A 17,317-nucleotide genomic window follows, 5' to 3' on the forward strand; every position below is an offset into this window, starting at 1 on the left:
TGATTAGGCCTTTTCTGGCACCAGGGAGGTCAGTTCAGCGCGCAATTCATCGCTCAGCGCGGGATCTTTCAGGATGGCTTCAAATTCTTTGCGGAAGGTAACGTTATCGAGCAGGTTGGATTTAAGGTCGCGCAACAAATTGCGCATCGCGAGCATCGCTTTAAGTTGCGGGATTTGGCGGGCAACCTGTTCCGGTTCAAAGTCGCTGATCTCGCGGAAAGTCAGGTTCAGCCACTGTTCGCTGCCGTCAGCGGCAAGTGTATCCGGTACATTCAGATTGATGGCAGGCGAAAACTCCGCCAGTACATTGTTGAAATTGTTTTTGTTAACTTCGACTTTTTCTCGTTCAGAAATCAGGCGAGTTTCCTGACCATGACTAAAATCCCCCGTTACCAATAACTTAAGTGGCAGTTCAACTTTCTTCTGGCTCCCCCCGGTATGCAGGTCCAGTTTGATATTGACTCGCGCCTTCGGGATCTCATTTTGATAAGAATTGCTCATATTTACTCCTTGTAAAAATGGCAGGGAAAATGGCAGGACAAATCTTTCCGTGTGTAATTCTTGCGCAATATAAATGAGAGTTCTGAAGGAATGCAACGCCTGAAATTACATATTTCGGCATGTATCGCAGAAAAAAAGACTGGCAATAAACAGTTTCGTGCAATTAAACACCAGGAATTTTCATATTTTTATATGAAAAAAAATAAAAATATCAGATTAATAATTCGTTACCTTGAAAAAATAACATCAATAAATTTCAAGTCATTACGTAATGCCGTCCAGTTAAACCCATCGCGTAGCTGGCAAGCATTAAGCGAAATCGTCGGCATGATCCTGCTGCTGTTACTACTCACCAGAATCTATTTGCCATTTTTTTGATCAACCCGACATTTACGCAAACTATACTTTGGTATAGTTAAGACATTATTTCCCTGGTGTTAGCCTGAATAGATTAGGCATCCCCTCTTCCGAGGGGAATTTTTTTTGCAACCCTGACATCAGGGAAGACTATTTTTTGGATATGATTTCTATAATCCTGCGCTTTTCATCCTGATGGAGAAAAGTACAATGCAATCAAATGGAAATATCATGCAGCGTGAGCAGTATCGTTACTGCGTGCCTGGCACACGCGTGCTAAAGTCCTCGTCACAAAAAAAGCCAATTCGGTGCAACAGCATGTCATCCGTTATTTGCCAGGAATTGAAATGCGTATGCGCTATGCGGTAACCAGACAGAAAGAAAAATTAACGGTGATAACCGTCAATAATTTGCGAATCTACTGCTGGTTGTCAGGTACGCCTGAAGGGACGGATACCCAACTTCAACGCCACAGCATTCAGAATCGGAATCACAGCAGTACATTGGAAATTGATGAAAAAGCGGGAATCATCAGCCGCGAAGAATATTATCCTTACGGCGGAACAGCCATCTGGTTAACGCGAAGCCAAATAGAAGCATGTTATAAAACCCTTCATTATTCAGGTAAAGAGCGCGACATAACTGGCCTGGTTTATTATGGTTATCGATATTATGCCCCCTGGATAAATCCTGATCCGGCAGGAGGAATCGATGGAATGAATGTTTTCTCCATCAGCATAAATAATCCCATAACCTTCAACGACCTTGATAGTAGAATGCGTGAAGAGGGTGGATATATATATCGATCATGATGAGGGCTTTGTTTTCTGGATGACACAAGAAGGCATCGCGAAACATCGAAAAAATGATAAATTGACTGATGAAGAGTATGTTGCAGCGAATGAAGACTACAGGAGTCTGGACAAGAAAAACTTATTGGACGAACGTGTTATTATTGAACTGCCTACGATCAAATACACCTGCCGCATCCCTGGGTGTAGTGAAAGTTTCGATCGTAAAAACAGATATACGAAGCACCTGAGTGATGAACATAACATTCGATTCTATAAGTGCGATTGGCCGGGATGTGGAAATGCATATAAACATCAAGAGAGCTTTTATCAACATCGTAAGCAACATGCACCGGTAAGTTTCCGCTGCACACGCCGGGACTGCAATGCAAGTTCTAATAGTCGCTCCTTACTTTCACAACATCTGTCACAACATAATAATTCACGCGAAGTATAATGCCCCAGATCGGATTGTGTCTCTCGTTTTAAGACAAAAGGAGATTTGAACCGACATATAAAAAACGCCCATGCCAGCAAAGCATCTTTTCGTTGTAATGAACCTGGATGTGGGAAGTTTTATAAATCAAAAGATATTCTTGGTATTCATATTTCATCTTCCCACACTGAATTTCAGTTTCAATGTCCAATTTGTGGGCTACGTTTGGTTTCAAGCTACGCTCTGGATAGCCATATCAACACGCATACCAAAGAATTTACTTACCTGTGTAGATATCCGGATTGCGGAAAGTATCTGGCATCAATAAACAGCTGTGGCAATCACGAAAGGAAAGTCCACGGCGCGTTACATCATGATGCCCGAAGAAACAGAATCTCATAATCACACATCCCCTCTTTCGAGGGGATTTTTTTGCCGCTATCCGCCCTTCTCCTCATCTGATTTCCCCTCTTACCACCCCGTGCTATCTTAGCCATTCGCTTTATCGCAATCGGACAAAAAACAATGGCAAAACAACGTGTGGGGATCATTTTCGGTGGTAAATCAGCCGAGCATGAAGTGTCATTACAATCAGCCAAAAATATTCTTGAGGCCATTGATACCAGCAAATTTGAAGTGGTGTTGCTGGGCATCGATAAACAGGGCGAGTGGCATCTGAATGATGCATCCGGCTTTCTGCTAAATGCAGAAAACCCCTCACTGATTGCCCTCAATCGCTCTGGCGAGAATGTGGCGCTGGTGCCCGGCCAGGCATCGCAGCAGTTGATCACGCGTCAGAATGCCCACCCGTTGTCGCAGGTTGATGTCATTTTCCCGATTGTCCACGGTACGCTGGGCGAGGATGGCTCGCTACAAGGCCTGCTGCGCATGGCTAATCTACCGTTTGTCGGTTCTGGCGTACTGGGTTCCGCCGTCAGCATGGATAAAGATTTCACCAAACGTCTGCTGCGTGATGCCGGTCTTAAGGTTGCCCCCTGGATTAGCGTCACTCAGGCGCAACGTGCCCGGCTTGATGCACAGGCGGTGGTGGATCGTTTTGGCCTGCCGCTGTTTATCAAACCGGCGAATCAGGGTTCTTCGGTTGGCGTCAGTAAAGTCAGCTGTTTCGAAGAACTTGCGGCAGCACTCGATCTCGCCTTTACCTTCGATCGCAAGGTATTGATTGAGCAAGGTATTAAGGGACGCGAAATTGAATGCGCCGTATTGGGTAATGATGAGCCGGTCGCCAGCCCCTGCGGTGAAGTGGTGGTGCACGATGCGTTTTATTCGTATGACACCAAGTACATCAGCGAGAACGGTGCACAGGTAGTTGTCCCCGCCACGATCAGCACAGAAGATAGCGAAGCGATTCGCGCCGTGGCATTGCAAGCGTTTCAGGCACTGGAATGCAGCGGGATGGCGCGTGTCGATGTGTTCCTGACAGAAGGCGGGGAAATCATCGTCAATGAAGTCAATACCTTGCCTGGTTTCACCAATATCAGCATGTATCCAAAGCTCTGGCAGGCAGGCGGTCTGGATTATCGTTCGCTGATTACCCGTCTGATTGAACTGGCGCTGGAGCGCCATCAGCAGAGCAGCGCCCTGAAAAGCAGCATGTGATTATCAGGCCACGTCGTTAACCAGCGGGCGTGGCTCGACAGCGGGCGAGGTTTGATTGCGACCGTTGCGCTTCGACAGGTAAAGATTTTTGTCAGCCGCCGAAATCAGGCGGTTCACCACCCCATGCCACTCACGCTCATTCACTGCATTGCCAAGCGCCAGCCCCAGGCTGGCCGTCACGGTGACGGTATTCCCCTGCAACCAGAATTTCTCTCTGACCATCGACTGACGAATCGCTTCGGCCAGTTGATAAAGCTGGCTGTGATTGTAATCAAACACCACCACCACGAACTCTTCGCCACCAAAACGGCAAACCAGACCTCGATTATTCACCACATCCTGAATGCGGCGAGCGATCTCCTCCAGCACACCATCACCCGCATCATGACCAAAATTGTCATTAATGGTTTTGAAATAGTCGACATCCAGCATCACCACACCTGCCGCTCGCTGCGGTGAGAATGGCTCCTGGCGCAGATTTTCATACAACCCGGAACGCGATAACAGCTGGGTGAGAAAATCAAAATTGGCGCGTAATGACAAACGTTGGTTTAGCTGACGGATGGCATCCATACTGACAGCCACCAGCAACGGGCTGATGGTGATGGTGGCGACGCCGAGGCGAACCGAGGTCAGATGGCTGATGGGCAATAAGGCATCATCGCCCTGAATATTCATCACCCCGTGAGAAACCAGGATAATCTCGGTGATGCCCGTGAGCAGCAGCACCAGACTGGTGATGGGGATTGGCAGGACAATCGCACACCAAATCAATGCCGGGACCGGGAACGTCAGGCTACCCGCGCCACCAATCATCGCGCCAATGGTGAGCGACAGCACCACGCCCGTTAGCGGCAGCAGTTTTCCGGGATGCAATAATGAACGCCAGGGGACGGTACGCAGCGGGCGTGCCAGTAATACCGGCAGCAACATCAACGACGTGGAGAATTGTTCGCTGAACCAGTCGCCCCAGGCGGTAATAAAGCGTGCGTTGAAATCCACTTCCTGCGCCCAGGCACCCCAGGTAGCACAGGTCAGCGCCGCCAACAGACAGGCGGGGAAAATACGCATCGCGTTGATCACCTGGCTATTCGCCGAGGGCGGCAGCAGATGCTTAATCAGCATGCTTACCGCGACCAGAATAAACAGGATATTCGCTACATTGAGGGTGACCGCAGGCAGCGCCCAGCCTGAAAATACCGTATCGTTGAACACCATAGCGACAAAGCACACCACATAACTGGAGATGCGATGCAGATAAGGATTACGCACCATCAACCCGGCAATCAGCGCGTTGACCGGCCAGAACAGCGACAGCTCCTGCGGCACACGCAAATGGCTGCCGATAAAGCAGAAGAAAAGCGTGATGAGGAACAGTGAGAGAGCATTCTTCTTAAAATTATTCTCTGCAAACAGCTTAACGCGCATACGTCTGAACCCTGTAACCTGGAAAGTCGCTGCCATACGCCGGTGGGCATCAGCAGGCATTAAACCTGAAAAGTTAGTAATCTGATTCGTTAATTAAGCTCGTGTTCATCCTTCAACTCTGCGGCTGAATCCATCGCCGGTACTAAAGGATGTTGGAGAAAAGCGGGATAATTATGCCCTGTAAACAAAAAAATCGGATATCCGAGATATCCGATTTTTAAGCCAAAACACAAATTTCAGTGGCTAACCGATTGCTATTTTACCGCGACTGGCCACTGACTCAGACGAATGCCACGTTTATCCGCACTTTCGCCAAAATCCTGGAGTACCGCCTTCACGTCCGGGTCGAGATACTCAGCATTATCGTGGTCCACAATCACCACGCTATTTTCCGGGATCTCCGCCAGTAGTCCCTGCAATTTGGGATTGTGAATAAAGGTCAGATTCTGCTGGAAGCGCAATACGTAATGGTCGTCATAACGGGTGAGTTGCAACGCATTACGATGGCTTTGATAAAGGCTACACAAAAGCTGGGTCGCAATACCGATGCCAATCCCCGCCAGCATGCCAAACACGATGATGCCGCCAATGGTGGCGAGGAACGGTACATATTGCTGCGCACCCATACGTATTTGTTCGATGAACAAGCGTGGCGTCGCCAGTTTGTACCCGGTATACAACAACACCGCAGCGAGGCTGGCGAGTGGGATAGCATTCAGTAAATCGCTGAACCACAAACCGCAAATCAGCAGCAACACGCCATGCAGCAGAATCGACACCTTGGTTTGTGCACCCACGCTGACGTTAACCGAACTACGCACAATCACCGCAGTGATCGGCATCGCCCCAAGTAAACCGGCGGTCAGATTTCCCACCCCCTGAGCAAACATCTCTTTATTGGGTGACGGTGCCGGATGTTGTGGACGCAGCTTTTTCAGCGCCTCCTGACTGAGCAATGTTTCAAGGCTGGCAACCAGCGCCAGCGTCACCGCCACCACCCACACCGATGGATTACGCCATGCCAGCCAGTCCGGAGTTTCCAACTCAGCAGCAAGCTGAGCCATGCTGTCAAACTCCGGCAGGGCAATACGCGGCAGGCCAGCCAAACCGAAGAGCGTCGCCAGACAGCCGACCAGCACCGCCACCAACGGCCCCGGTATCCAGCTCAACGCTTTGATCGATTTGACGACAGGCGTGGTCCACAACCAAAGGATCACCAGGCCAACGCCCGCCACCAGCATCGCCGAGGTGGAGAAGGCAAACTCGCCATTGACCAGCGACACCAGCTCCGCATCGCCTGCGGCCCCCAGCGCCACCGGAATCTGCTGGATAATCAGCAAAATACCAATCGCGGCCAGCATTCCTTTGATAACACTACCCGGCACCAGCGCGATAAAACGTCCGGCACGCAACAAACCAAACAGGCACTGCAACAAACCGGCAAGAATCAATGCGGTGAGAAAGGCGGAGAAACTGCCCAGCGTCTCGATTGACGCCACCACAATGGTGACTAACCCGGCGGCCGGGCCGCTCACGGCGAAGCGCGACGGGCTTAACGCAGTGACCAGCAACCCCCCAATCACCCCGGTGAGCAGACCGGCAAACGGCGGCAGGCCACTGGCCTGGGCAATACCGAGACAGAGTGGCAGCGCCACCAGAAAAACCACCAGACCGGCCGGGATATCCTGGCGCAAGGTATGCAGATTCATGGTATCGATTCCTCTGTAGATTGCTGAATTAACTCTTTGAGATGTCCTGATTGCAGGTCATACACGCAACCAAACACGTCCAGCGTCTGACCGACCTGCCATGCCGAACGCACCGGTTCGCTACCAGTCAGTTGAGCAAATTGGGCCAGCACGTTGGCCTCCACCAGACGGTTAAGTTTGTCGCTCTCCTCTTCCTGCGCATCGGCAGCACGATACGCCGCCAGTCCCTGCGCCAGGTCACGGCGCAGAGCTGCAATGCGGCGCGCCAGCGCCGAATCCTCTTTAGCCAGCGGGCTTTCCGGCAGTCCCAGCGCGGCCTGCACCCCGCCACAGCCGTAGTGGCCGCACAACACAATGCGTTGTACGCCGAGATAGAAAATGGCGTACTGCAATACGCTCATTAAGTTGTCGTCATCAGGCACCACCATATTGGCGATATTGCGATGGACAAAAAGCTCGCCGGGATGCGCGCCGGTCAACACTTCCGCCGGAACACGGCTATCGGAGCAGCCAATCCACAAGGAATGGGGTTTCTGCTGATGAAGATATTTTTCGAAATAGTGCGGATTACGCTGGCGGCGCTGTAATGCCCAACTGCGATTTTTCGCTAATAAGGGTTTGAGTGTCGTCACAATTATCTTCTCTTAATGTCCGGGAATATCGCATCCAGGCGAATAACGCCGTGAATAAGACCTGATTCAGGGGAAAAACTGGAGTTCCCTCACAGAAAATGGTTATAGAAGCTTAAGAGTAGTTATGCACCAGGAATATTTCTACGTGCGACAAAAAGCCTCTCAATGTAAATTGAGATTCAGTTTACGTCAGAGAAATGTAAGGTTATGCAAGAGATGGCCGCAATGTTACGTCGAATGATACGCATTAAAATCATAAAGTTATTTATTAATTTCAATGGTGAGTTTTTAATGCAATGACAAAAAAATACACGTACTTTGATCAGGACTTTCGATCTTCCATACCAGACAGACCATTTTTACCAGGAAATATCTTAATTATAAAATTTATGATTAGACGATTTCACCATAAAATAATCTTTATTGCAGAATAACACGCCATTATCGACCGATTGTGGTGGCAAGAGATCAGGAAAATAATGAGGGGAGTAATAGTTGCAATGAAAAGTAAATATTGCCGGACCTAAAGCGGATAAAAAAGCGCCCGCATCACAGGCGCTTTTTTGCCTGACGAATTATTTACCGTTCCACGCTTTGAGACGCGCTTCACGTACCTGCAACTGCTGTTCTGGCGTCAACTTGTTGTAGTTTTCCGCCATCCCGCTCTCCCAGTCACCATAAAGTGGATTAGGCAGGACGATAAACTGGGTGCCAAAACGCTGATGGTTGCTGCTCACGAACGCCTGACGCTGCGCGTTGCCCTGATGCCATGTCGCCCCACCAAAATCATTCAGGTTATCCCCGGCGTACAGCACCACGTTATAGCCTTCCGCTTTGATGGCATCAAAACGCGCCTGTTTGTTGGAACTGCCGGTACTGAGTCGCACCGTTTTTTCACTCACCCCGGTAAAACCGAGTTTCTTCAGGTTATCCACCGTCGCGGCGTAATCTTTCTGGTCACGGTTGGAGACGTAAAACATGATGCCGCCGTGACTGTTCACGTAGTTAGCGAAATCGACCGCTCCCGGTACCGCCGTTGCCTGGCGCGCCTGAGTCCAGGCAGACCAGGTTTTTCCGCTGAATGGCTGACCATTCTTCGCCTGCCACGCGCTGTAGGCGCTGTTATCAATCATCGTTTCGTCAAGATCAACAATCACCGCTTTCGGCTTACCCGCCAGCGAAGGGGCCTGATCAAACGCCATACGCGCAGTATTGAATGCCTGCCAGCTCAGCGCCTGATATTCGCCCGACTGCTGGAACCAGTTGACGGCCAGCACCGATTGCTGGGCAAGCTGCATCTGTGCCTGCTGTTTGTTTGGCTGCGCGCAGCCTGTCAGCACCAATGCCATCAGGCCGGAGGCGGCCAGCCAGGTGGTTTTTTTCATCATTTCATCCTTAAGCGATTGCGGTCAGTTTAGGTAAAGCGTTAAAAATGTAGCAGTTAACCAACGCGGTTGGCAGTACAAAGCGATCGGCAAGATAAAGGAGATACTTATGGCTTATCACCCACTCCAGGTTCCACGTTCATCCTTGCTGGATGCGCTGAGCTGGCTGGAGTACGCCTTTCAGCCTGCGGGCGTTGCAGCTCCTGACGACGCGGCCTACGGACACCAGCGCCATAGCGCGACCGTGGTGATGGCGACCGATAACCTGCCGCCCAAAAGCTGCGAATCTGACGCGGTGATTGGCGAGGGATCGCGACCGGTGGCGGTGTACACCGCCGATTGTTTGCCGGTGCTGTTTGCCGATACCCATAGTCGCCAGGTGGCGGCGGTGCATGCTGGCCTGAAAGGCACGCTGTCCGGCGTGTTGAACAGCACCATCGATCGTCTACTCACGTTGGGCGCGCAAACGAACACGCTGCATGTCGCCATCGGCCCGGCGATTGGGCCGTGCTGCTACGAACTGGGTAGAAATTTAGTGGATGAAATGCAGGAACAACCGGGTTTGCCCTCCCTGAGCTGGTCCGAAACCCAACCGAAAAATCTGCGTGCTATCCGTCCCCAGGCACAACCACAACAGCACGGGATCTGGTTTGACTTGCCGCATCTGGCGCGGGGCTTACTGCAACAACGCGGTATCCCGGCTGCGCAGATTGAGGTGGTGGAGATGTGTACCTATTGTATGGCCGAGAGCGGGTCCAGCTACCGCTACAACACCCATTTCGCCAGTGGTTATCAGTCACGTTTTTCGTGGATCCGCTGCCGTGACTGAAGGGTTTCACCGATAAAAATCTGGTAGTTAAGATCAACGCTGTCCACCGTGAACGCCGGATCGGCGATCTTCTTCAGCAGCAGCTCTGCCGCCTGGTAGCCAATCTCATAGCGTGGCGTGACCACGCTGGCGAGGCTGGGATACATTTCACGGCTGCTCTCCAGGCCGTGAAAACCACTGATGGCGATCTTATCCGGCACCGCAATCCCCTGACGCTGGCACCACGACAAAGCGCCGAGGGACAAATCGTCATTGGTGCAGAAAATCGCATCCAGTTCAGGGTGCAGCCGCAGTGCCTGTTCCAGCATGGTGGCTCCCAGACGCTGGGATGACATGGCGCGAGGGTTGATACGTGCCGCCCGTAACTTCTGCTCCTGCATGGCTTTACGAAAGCCCTGAAACCGACACTCATCACGCCGATCGTCCAGCGAGCCGAGATAGACAATGCAGCGCCGCCCCTGTTCAAGCAACGTGCGCGTCATGTCGTAGCCCGCATCGAAGTTGTTGTAACCCACCTGCATATCCAGACACGGCCCCTGGGTATCCATCACCTCAACAATCGGGATGTTAGCCGCACGCAGATATTTCACGGTACGGTGCGTATGGTGCTTATCGCTCAGGATAATGCCGTCAATATTCCAGGAAAGCAGGGTACGTACCTGCTCCTCCTCGCTACGGGGATCATAGTTGTAGTTGGCGATCAGCGTTTGACAGTGACTGGAGCGAGTGGCCTGTTCGATGCCACTCAGCAGATCGGCAAAGATCTGATTTTTAAACGATGGGATCAACACCCCCAAGGTACGTCCCGGTGCATGACCCGGCATCGCTACCGGGCGTTGGGGATCGTAATTAAGCTCAGCCATTGCGCGTGCGATACGCTCGCCGGTTTGTGCTGCGACCTTATCCGGTGTGCGCAGATAACGGCTGACGGTCATCCGGGTAACGCCCACCCGCTCGGCAATATCCTGCAACGTTGTTGTCATAGCTCACCTCCCTGTGCAGCCATATTATTTAGTGGATCAACGCGTTAAGGATTAACACGCCCGCCAGACCCAGGATCGAGATCAGCGTTTCCATCACCGTCCAGGTTTTCAACGTCTCAACCACGCTGAGGTTGAAATACCCTTTGAACAGCCAGAAGCCCGGATCGTTAACGTGCGAGGCGATCACGCTACCGGATCCGACCGCCAGCACCATCAACGCCGGATCGGCATGAGTCGCCGCAATGATTGGCGTCACGATACCCGCGGTGGTAATCGCCGCAACCGTGGCAGAACCGAGCGCGACACGCAGCATCGCGGCCACCGTCCAGCACATCAGCAGCGGAGACAGCGAGGAGCCTTTCATCATATCGGCGATGTAGTTACCCACGCCGCTATCCACCAGCACCTGCTTGAAGGCACCGCCACCGGCAATGATAAAGATGATCATGGCGATGGCAGCGATCGACTCGCCACACATATCCATCACCTGCTCCATCTTGCGCCCATTGCGCAGGCCAAGGGTGAAGACTGCAATGACCACGGCGATAAACAGCGCCACTGCCGGGTTGCCGATAAATTCAAAGAACTGACGCAGCGGATTCTCTTTCGGCGTGGTTAATTCAAACACCGCAGCGACCGCCATCAGCACCACCGGGATCACGGCGGCGAAGATACTGATTCCGAAGCCCGGCATCTCCTCTTCCGTGAAGATTTTCGGGTTATACAGCCCTTCCGGCGGTGACTTTTCAAAGCTTTTGAGGAACTTCGAGAAGATTGGACCGGCGACAATGACCGTCGGGATGGTGATGATCATGCCGTACAACAGCGTGGTGCCGAGGTTCGCGCCGAAAATAGTGGCGATGGCCGTTGGACCAGGATGCGGCGGCAGGAAGCAGTGCGTAACGGACAGCGCAGCCACCATCGGCACACCGACATACAACAACGGCAACCCGGCAGCGGCAACGATGGTGAACACCAGCGGCAGCAGCAGCACAAAGCCCACTTCATAGAACATCGCCAGACCAACAATCAGCCCGGTGACCACCAGCGCCCATTGCAGTCGCTCCTTCCCGAAGGCGGCAATCAACGTGGTCGCGACCCGTTGCGCGGCCCCGGTGTCCGACACCAGCCGCCCAAGCATGGCACCGAAGCCGAGGATCATCGCCAGCCCGCCCAGCGTTGAGCCGATACCTTTCTGGATCGACGCCATGACATTCAGCGGCGTCATCCCTTCGGCAATCCCCACCACAGCGGAGACAAACACCAGAGCGATAAAGCCGTTGACCTTGAAAACAATCATTAAAACCAGCAGGAGAACCACGCCCAGAACGATTATGGTTATTGGCATTTTTTATTATCCATAGAGAAACAAGAGGTGATTAAGGTTTAGGCGCACCCTGGTGAATGCGCCAGTCACATCACACCGCCACGCGCATACCGCCATCGACGAATAGCAAGTGACCATTGACGAAATCGGAGGCTTTTGAGGAGAGGAACACCGCTGCACCAATCAACTCCTCAGGTTTGCCCCAACGCGCCGCTGGGGTACGTTTGGTGAGCCAACCGGTGAAAGCCGGATCGTCAGCCAGTGCCTGGGTCATCTCGGTAACAAAGTAGCCCGGTGCAATGGCGTTGACCTGGATATTGTGACGCGCCAGCTCAACGCACATACCGCGTGTCAGCATGGTGACGGCCCCCTTGGAAGCGGCATACGGCGTAATGGTGTCGCGGCCCAATTCGCTCTGCATCGAACCGATATTGATGATTTTGCCTTGCTGACGTCCCACCATCTTCTTCGCCACCGTTTGTGACACCAGGAATACCGCGGTCTGGTTCACGGCAATCACGTCATTCCAGTCCTGCTCAGGGAATTCGAGGAACGGACGGCGACGCTGAATACCCGCGTTGTTCACCAGCACATCAATGGCGCCCCACTCGGCTTCAATCTCGTCTACCGCCTGCTGCACCTGCGCCGATTGTGTAACATCAAAGGCTTTCGACTGAGCACGCAAGCCAAGGTCACGCAGTTTCGCTGCCGCCTGCTCGGCCCCGGCTGGGGTGGTGGCGTTGACGATCACTTCTGCACCCGCTTCCGCCAGACCGCGTGCCAGCAGGAAACCAATTCCGCGCGCCGAACCGGTGATCAGTACGCGTTTACCTTCGAGGGAAAATAGCTGACTCATCGTATCTCCTTAAAATGTTAACTGGACTTTTGCCGCCTGGGTTTTGTCGCCCGCAAACTGCAACGCCGCATCAATGTCCTGCCAGCCATATGCTCCGCTGAACAACGGCAGCGGCTTGACCACGCCCTGTGCCAGCCACTCGACAGCGGTATTGAATTCATGGGTAAAGCGGAAGGAACCGACCAGGTTAATCTCTTTAGCAATCAATTGCATAATCGGGAACGAGGGAATTGCTCCGCCCATACCCACCTGCACGAGAGTACCTTTGGCGCAGGTCACGTCGAGGCAGCGTTGCAACGAAGAAGGGTGACCAGAGGCTTCGAAAGACACGTCAAAGTAGCCTTTGTCTGCCAGGTAAGGGGTGAAGTCACCGTTGGCGGCATGAATCACGTCAGTGGCCCCCATTTGCTGGGCCATCGCCAGTGAACGTTCGCTGATGTCGCTACAGACAATCGATGCCGCACCACGCGCTTTGGCCGATGCGGCGATCAGGCAGCCAATCGGGCCAACGCCGGAGATAAACACATGCTTACCGGTAAGATCGCCTGCCTGGTGGGTGGCATGGATGCACACCGCCAGCGGCTCGGCAAACACCATCACGCTTTCGTCTGCGTCCTGTGGGAAAGGGATGCACTGCGCGCTGTCCACCACTTTGTACTGGGTAAACCCGCCATCGACATGCGGCACATACATGGCGCTGCCGAAGAAGCGCATCGAAACGCACTGGTTTTCCTGCTCACGGCGGCAATATTTGCATTCACCGCAAGGTTTGGACGGGTTAACCGCCACTTTTTGTTCCGGCTTCAGGCGTGGATCATCACTTTCCACCACAAAACCAATCACTTCATGGCCGAGGATCATCGGCATCTTGACTTCATAGCTACCGACTTTACCTTCCTGATAATAATGCAGGTCGGAGCCGCAAATACCGCCGCGCGTAATGCGTACCAGCGTGCCTTTGCCGTTCCACTCCACCTGCTGCTGCGCCACGCTGACTTGTTGTTTTCCGGTGATCACGCAGGATTGCGTTTCGATTTTCATAACTTCCCCATTCAGTGGTGTTGCAATGGGGGTCATAAAACCGGGTTACAGGGGTTAAAACTGTGATGAAGATCACTCAAAACCATGTTACGGAAAAGCTGTTACGCATAACGTGATACGGGCAAGCTGATTCAGCGTCGGAGGCAAGATCGCGCAATAAATTGCGCGTGGCCCCCTGGTGTAGCGGCGCGATTTATCGCGCTTTTTTGACACTTCTCACAAGCTGGATGCATTGCACTTCCTTCCCAATTAATTGACGCTAAAGTTAACTCATCCGACCACTTAATTTATGAGTGATTATGACTCCGCATCCTGAGTTGTTTGTTCCGCTGGATTTAGGCTTTACCCAACTCAAAAACCGCTTTCTGATGGGTTCCATGCACACCGGCCTGGAAGAACATGCCGATGGTGCATCCCGGCTCGCTGCCTTCTATGCAGAACGCGCGCGTGAAGGGGTGGCATTGATTGTTACCGGCGGTATCGCGCCCAATCCGCAAGGAGTGGTCGCCCAGGGTGGGGCCGTTCTTAATCAGGAAAGTCAGTGCGGCTGGCATCGCACCATCACCGATGCGGTACATGCCGGGGGTGGCAAAATCGCCCTGCAAATCCTGCACGCCGGACGCTACAGTTATCAGCGCAATCTGGTCGCCCCCTCACCGTTGCAAGCACCGATCAATCCGTTTATGCCCCAGGCATTGAGCGACGCTGATATTCGGCAAACCATCGCCGACTTCGCCCAATGCGCCCGCCTCGCTCAGCAGGCCGGTTACGATGGCGTCGAAATCATGGGTTCAGAGGGTTATCTGATAAACCAGTTTCTGGTAGCGCACACCAACCAGCGGGACGACGACTGGGGTGGCGATGTGTCACGCCGTCAACGTTTCGCGCTGGCGGTGACGCGTGCAGTACGCGAGGCGGTCGGTAACGATTTCATTATTATCTTTCGCATCTCAATGCTGGATCTGGTGCACAACGGCAGCACGCTGCATGAAACGCTGGATCTGGCGGAAAAACTGGAGCAGTGCGGCGTCACGTTGTTTAACAGCGGCATCGGTTGGCACGAGGCGCGTATTCCAACCATCGCCACCTGCGTGCCACGCGCCGGTTTTGCCTGGGTGACCAAACACCTGCGCGAGCGCGTTTCCGTGCCGGTGATTGCCACCAACCGCATCAACCATCCGGCGGTGGCTGCCGAGCTGTTACGTGACGGCATTGCGGATATGGTGTCGATGGCGCGCCCGTTTCTCGCCGATGCCGCCTTTGTCAGCAAAGCCCAGGCAGGTGATGACGCAGCGATCAATACCTGTATCGCCTGTAATCAGGCCTGCCTCGACCAGATTTTTGTCGGCAAAGTGACCTCCTGTCTGGTCAATCCCCGCGCCTGTCATGAAACGCTGATGCCGGTGACCGCTGCCACTCAACCCAAACGGCTGGCGGTGGTGGGCGCAGGACCGGCGGGTATGGCATTTGCCTTGCAGGCGGCACAGCGCGGGCATCAGGTGACGCTATACGAAGCCGAGGCACAGATTGGCGGGCAGTTTAATATCGCCCGTCAGATCCCCGGCAAAGAGGAGTTCAGCGAAACGCTGCGTTATTTCCGCCACCAACTCCAGGCCGCTGGCGTGGAGATTCATACCCAGTGCCGCGTCAGCGCCGACCAACTGGAGGACGCCGATGAAGTGATCGTCGCCACCGGCATTGCGCCGCGCCAACTAACGTTGCCCGGCATCGATCATCCGTGCGTACTCAGCTATCTCGACGTATTGCGGGATAAAAAACCGGTCGGCAAGCGGGTGGCCATTATTGGCGCGGGAGGCATCGGTTTTGATACCGCAGAATATCTGCTGCACCAGGCAGGTCATCACGAAGATTTCTACCAAAGCTGGGGCGTTGACCGCGCACTGGCGGCTCGTGGCGGATTGATTCCCCCCCAGCCGCTGCCCGCTGATCGGCAGATCTGGTTGCTGCAACGTAAATCTGGCAAACCGGGTGCCGGGCTGGCGCGCACCACCGGCTGGATTCACCGCGCCAGTTTGCAGGCCCACGGCGTCACCATGTGGGGCGATGTGGAGTATCTGAAGATTGACGACCAGGGTCTGCACCTGCGTCATCAGGACCAAACCCAGGTGCTGGCGGTGGATAACGTGGTGATTTGTGCCGGTCAGGAACCGCTGCGGGTGCTGGCAGATCAACTCACTGCGCGCGGCAAAAAGGTCAGGCTGATTGGCGGGGCCGATGTGGCGCAGGAGCTGGATGCCCGCCGCGCCATCGCACAAGCCACCGAGCTGGCGCTCAGCCTGTGATTAACGCAGTTTGACCGAACGCAGCACCACAAACTTGGCATTCGACGCCACCAGCGTGCAGTTGCCAAACAGCTTCTTCATTTTGTGGTGATAATCGAGGTGGCGGTTGCCAACGATGCGCAACTCGCCGCCATATTGCAGACATCGTTTGGCATCACGCAGCATCTGCCACGCCAGGTGGTCAGTCACCGCATGCTGCTGATGGAACGGCGGGTTGCAGAGCACCGCGTGCAGACGATCGGACGGGAAGCCGCTCAACGCGTTATTGACGCGGAACTGGCTGCGATCCACATCCTGTGGTCGGTTCACTTCAACATTCAGACGACTGGATGCCACCGCCATGTAGGATTCGTCAAAGAACAACACCTCCGCCTGGGGATTCTGCTCCAGCGCCATCAGGCCAATCACCCCATTGCCACAGCCAAGATCGACAATCTCCCCTTCGATATCATGCGGCAGATGTTGCATAAAAAAGCGCGCGCCAATATCCAGCGAACTGCGGGAGAACACGTTGGCATGGTTGTGGATCTGATAATCGGTGCCGTCAAGCGGCCAGACAGTGGTTTGCGCCAGGTCAGGCAGCTTGGGCGCGGTGTAATGGCTGTAAATCAGACGCGCTTTTTTCCACGCCAGCGAGGTTTTGCTCTCGCCGAGAATACGTTCAAACAGTTGCAGTGTGGAGCTATGGATATCTTTGGCTTTTGCCGCCGCCAGAATCAGGGTGTCCGGGGTGACCACATCGCGCAACGCACGCAGCTGATGTTCCAGCAGCGCCAGCGTCTTAGGGATTTTGATCAATACCGCCGCCGGGGCCGACGGTAACGCCGCCAGGCTGTCGAGGAACGTCACCTGATCTTCATCCTGCTGGTTAAGATGCAGATTCTGGCGTGCCGCCTGCTGACTGAGCCAGGAATCACTGACGTGCCAGACCTGGCGCGGATTTAATCCGCAGGTCAGCGCGCCAAAGCTGTCGTTAAACACCAGCACCGGACCATCCGGCAGCGCCTGCTGCAACAGATATTCATCTGCCGCATCCCACGCCTGCAACGGGCTTTCTTCACGCATCGGTGGAAAGCGGTGCAACGTCAGGGTGCGTTCAGTCAGTTCAAGTTGGCTCAT

General features: G+C 53.7%; 16 protein-coding genes. 6 read left to right on the top strand and 10 right to left on the bottom strand.

The genetic code is table 11. The annotated features are described in order from the left end of the window. Positions 1-3 precede the first annotated feature (3 nt). Entirely contained in the window at positions 4-501 is a 498-nt protein-coding gene (tssB, locus tag AC6I8N_RS17585; protein WP_021183490.1) for a type VI secretion system contractile sheath small subunit, read from the bottom strand. A 704-nt stretch (positions 502-1,205) separates the two neighbouring features. On the opposite strand from tssB, the gene AC6I8N_RS17590 reads away from it, so the two are divergent. The 4 genes from AC6I8N_RS17590 (at position 1,206) to ddlA (ending at position 3,705) form a co-directional block, all read left to right on the top strand. Beyond that, the gene (locus tag AC6I8N_RS17590) at positions 1,206-1,670 is read left to right on the top strand and encodes an RHS repeat-associated core domain-containing protein (RefSeq protein WP_497829609.1); all 465 of its coding nucleotides are present in this window, start codon (positions 1,206-1,208) and stop codon (positions 1,668-1,670) included. Beyond that, on the top strand, positions 1,648-2,106 hold the full coding sequence (locus tag AC6I8N_RS17595) for a hypothetical protein (RefSeq protein WP_497829610.1): 459 nt from the start codon (positions 1,648-1,650) through the stop codon (positions 2,104-2,106). Before AC6I8N_RS17590 ends, AC6I8N_RS17595 begins: the two co-directional genes overlap by 23 nt. A 45-nt stretch (positions 2,107-2,151) precedes the next feature. Next, entirely contained in the window at positions 2,152-2,487 is a 336-nt protein-coding gene (locus tag AC6I8N_RS17600; protein ID WP_497829611.1) for a C2H2-type zinc finger protein, read from the top strand. Between the two features lie 123 nt (positions 2,488-2,610). Beyond that, positions 2,611-3,705: a D-alanine--D-alanine ligase gene (gene ddlA, locus AC6I8N_RS17605; RefSeq protein ID WP_497829612.1), complete on the top strand. Its 1,095-nt coding sequence runs from the start codon at positions 2,611-2,613 to the stop codon at positions 3,703-3,705. 3 nt (positions 3,706-3,708) lie between these two features. Here the strand turns inward: ddlA and AC6I8N_RS17610 are convergent, their stop codons facing one another. From AC6I8N_RS17610 to AC6I8N_RS17625, 4 genes are all read right to left on the bottom strand, one after another. Then, a complete protein-coding gene (locus AC6I8N_RS17610) occupies positions 3,709-5,133 on the bottom strand; it encodes a GGDEF domain-containing protein (RefSeq protein ID WP_497829613.1) in 1,425 nt (474 codons plus the stop codon). Positions 5,134-5,387: 254 nt separating this feature from the next. After that, positions 5,388-6,836, bottom strand: coding sequence for a SulP family inorganic anion transporter (locus AC6I8N_RS17615; RefSeq protein WP_208725584.1), 1,449 nt, complete (start codon positions 6,834-6,836; stop codon positions 5,388-5,390). Between the two features lie 2 nt (positions 6,837-6,838). Beyond that, positions 6,839-7,480, bottom strand: coding sequence for a carbonic anhydrase (locus AC6I8N_RS17620; protein ID WP_497830710.1), 642 nt, complete (start codon positions 7,478-7,480; stop codon positions 6,839-6,841). Between the two features lie 569 nt (positions 7,481-8,049). Next, positions 8,050-8,859, bottom strand: a complete 810-nt coding sequence (locus AC6I8N_RS17625; RefSeq protein ID WP_036625550.1) for a 5'-nucleotidase, lipoprotein e(P4) family — start codon at positions 8,857-8,859, stop codon at positions 8,050-8,052. A 109-nt stretch (positions 8,860-8,968) separates the two neighbouring features. Here AC6I8N_RS17625 and AC6I8N_RS17630 point away from each other — a divergent pair, with 109 nt between their 5' ends. Beyond that, complete coding sequence (locus AC6I8N_RS17630; protein WP_497829614.1) at positions 8,969-9,688, top strand: purine nucleoside phosphorylase YfiH/LACC1 family protein; 720 nt, start codon at positions 8,969-8,971, stop codon at positions 9,686-9,688. On the opposite strand, the gene idnR is transcribed toward AC6I8N_RS17630, so the two are convergent. The 4 genes from idnR to idnD form a co-directional block, all read right to left on the bottom strand. Then, positions 9,652-10,671 carry a DNA-binding transcriptional regulator IdnR gene (idnR, locus tag AC6I8N_RS17635; protein ID WP_497829615.1) on the bottom strand — a complete coding sequence of 340 codons (1,020 nt, stop codon included), beginning with the start codon at positions 10,669-10,671 and terminating at the stop codon, positions 9,652-9,654. The genes AC6I8N_RS17630 and idnR overlap by 37 nt on opposite strands. Positions 10,672-10,699: 28 nt before the next feature. Further along, a complete protein-coding gene (locus tag AC6I8N_RS17640) occupies positions 10,700-12,019 on the bottom strand; it encodes a gluconate:H+ symporter (protein WP_021183501.1) in 1,320 nt (439 codons plus the stop codon). Positions 12,020-12,089: 70 nt separating this feature from the next. Then, entirely contained in the window at positions 12,090-12,854 is a 765-nt protein-coding gene (gene idnO, locus AC6I8N_RS17645) for a gluconate 5-dehydrogenase (RefSeq protein ID WP_021183502.1), read from the bottom strand. A 9-nt stretch (positions 12,855-12,863) separates the two neighbouring features. Continuing rightward, the gene (gene idnD / locus AC6I8N_RS17650; RefSeq protein ID WP_497829616.1) at positions 12,864-13,895 is read right to left on the bottom strand and encodes an L-idonate 5-dehydrogenase; all 1,032 of its coding nucleotides are present in this window, start codon (positions 13,893-13,895) and stop codon (positions 12,864-12,866) included. Positions 13,896-14,194: 299 nt separating this feature from the next. Between idnD and AC6I8N_RS17655 the strand changes: the two genes are divergently transcribed. Beyond that, positions 14,195-16,198: an NADPH-dependent 2,4-dienoyl-CoA reductase gene (locus AC6I8N_RS17655; RefSeq protein ID WP_497829617.1), complete on the top strand. Its 2,004-nt coding sequence runs from the start codon at positions 14,195-14,197 to the stop codon at positions 16,196-16,198. On the opposite strand, the gene rlmG is transcribed toward AC6I8N_RS17655, so the two are convergent. After that, positions 16,199-17,317: a 23S rRNA (guanine(1835)-N(2))-methyltransferase RlmG gene (gene rlmG, locus AC6I8N_RS17660; RefSeq protein WP_497829618.1), complete on the bottom strand. Its 1,119-nt coding sequence runs from the start codon at positions 17,315-17,317 to the stop codon at positions 16,199-16,201.

It is taken from the genome of Pantoea sp. X-Soil-TKNS-1279, assembly GCF_059730565.1.